The sequence below is a fragment of the Vibrio sp. 10N.247.310.98 genome (assembly GCF_041467395.1).
Lineage (GTDB): Bacteria > Pseudomonadota > Gammaproteobacteria > Enterobacterales > Vibrionaceae > Vibrio > Vibrio crassostreae_C.
Genome location: NZ_JBFSUL010000119.1, coordinates 1 through 1,708, shown reverse-complemented (window position 1 = coordinate 1,708; position 1,708 = coordinate 1). Strand labels below are relative to the sequence as shown.

General features: G+C 39.6%; 1 protein-coding gene. It reads left to right on the top strand.

Going from position 1 to position 1,708, the window contains the following annotated elements; translation table 11 throughout:
• The first annotated feature begins 914 nt into the window (after positions 1–914).
• Positions 915–1,310 (top strand): DUF2391 family protein, encoded by a 396-nt coding sequence (locus AB6E78_RS22845; protein ID WP_017060180.1) that lies wholly within the window; start codon positions 915–917, stop codon positions 1,308–1,310.
• The last annotated feature ends 398 nt before the right edge of the window (positions 1,311–1,708 follow it).

The following is a 1,708-nucleotide window of genomic DNA, read 5'->3' as shown; positions in this document are numbered from 1 at the left end:
TTCACAATAATTCATCAATCTTAATTAGATCACATTTTTACTTTAATTGGTATAAATCATAGTGTTTCGCACGTCAGTCGAATAACTTACACAAAAGATTTTCCCGCAGCCCACAGCTCTTAGCTCAGGTTTTTCCCAAAACCAACTCATGATTAGGACTACATCATTTCTGATTCCAGCTGTGAGGTGACTCGAGCATGATTTCAAACGTATCTAGCTTTAAGTTTAGCATTCAGATACTCGAGCCATACGCGCTGTAGATGTTTCCTTTATTAAGTGAGCGGCTCTCAGTATTAGTTAACAGCCTTTCGGCTACGAAATCTGACTTCTGCTCTATCTGTGAATCTATAGGATACGTGTAATTAGGGCTCTATCATGGAGGCTTCTCTTAAGAACGCTAGAGCTCATAATGAGTCGACTTAATGTCTCTTGTTATGCATTGAGCTTAAAACCACTCTCGATGGTATTGAGCGACTCGTTCTAAGTACTTCAAAGGGTGAAAGTAGGCTAGATTCAGCTTAAAGGTGAGAGTCGCTAAGTGTGTTCCCAAGTGGTGCCTGAGGGGTATATAAGCGAAGAAATAGAGCATCCCTCGTATTCGTGAAGTGACGTTTATCACCCTGCGGATTTAGATTCTTTGGTTCTAGGTGCTGGTATATTAGGGGTTACCACTCTGTCTTCGATTTTGATGTGTTTGTTGACTCGATATTAATCAGTCGTGTTGACCGTTTTGCTCTGAGCATATTGATTTCTTGCTGGTTAGTTCAAGCTATGTTTTGGTTATTGCGACTAAGATGATGCTAGAAGGTCACTACTGTTTGCTTAGTAGAAATAAAAATCCCCCAAATCATTGGCGGATAGTTTTGTGATTCTTTTCAGAATTAGATAAAGCCTTAAACCTAATGGGTCGAATTATGAAATTGAGTTTTAACTTTGAAGATGCGAGCCAGATCTTTGTGGGATCTTTTGCCTTGGCCGTGCCGATTTCTTTTTCTGAAGAGGCTTGGAAGTTAGGGGAGACTTTACCTACCGCTAATCTATTGCTGCTATTTTTACTGTCTGCGGTGTTCTTAGGCTTCTATACGTATGAGAGTGTCTTTCAAAAAGATGTTGTTGCTCGGTTGCCGGTGTTTATTTTCAGAATAGTGATTGCTTATGTTATGACGGCATTGGTCGTTGCTTTGGTACTGACTTGCCTGGACAAATTACCTCTATTGAGTGATCCCGTCGTATCGATCAAAAGAGTGATTGTTATTTCAATGCCAGCCTCTATGGGCGCTATTGTAGTGGATAGTTTTGATAAAGAGTAATCTGTGTATCAATTTGGATTGAAGTGTCTTACAGAGCTTTTCAGCGCTTACTTGATTCGTTATTTAGCTTTCTTACCTCCAAACTTAGTATTGATTTTTTCAACCGATCTCCTAGTCAATAAAATGAGTAGCAACGTACTGTGACTGACTCTTACGTGAATGTGTCGTTTGTTGTTGGGAGATTTTGAAGAGCATTAAGTAGCGAAGATTTGTAGCTTTGGAAGGATATAAAAACGGTTGGTTTCTGAATTGAATATGGTATTTGAAAGGTGAGGGTAGTTGTATTAATAAGTTAGGATCTTTAGATGCAAAAAAGCCGCATCAATGATGCGGCTTCTTTTAATTGGCTCCCCTTGCAAGACTTGAACTTGCGACATACGGATTAACAGTCCGCCGTT

Excerpts from the sequence above, each read along its gene's own strand:
- AB6E78_RS22845 (WP_017060180.1), top strand. The coding sequence starts at position 915 with ATGAAATTGAGTTTTAACTTTGAAGATGCGAGCCAGATCTTTGTGGGA.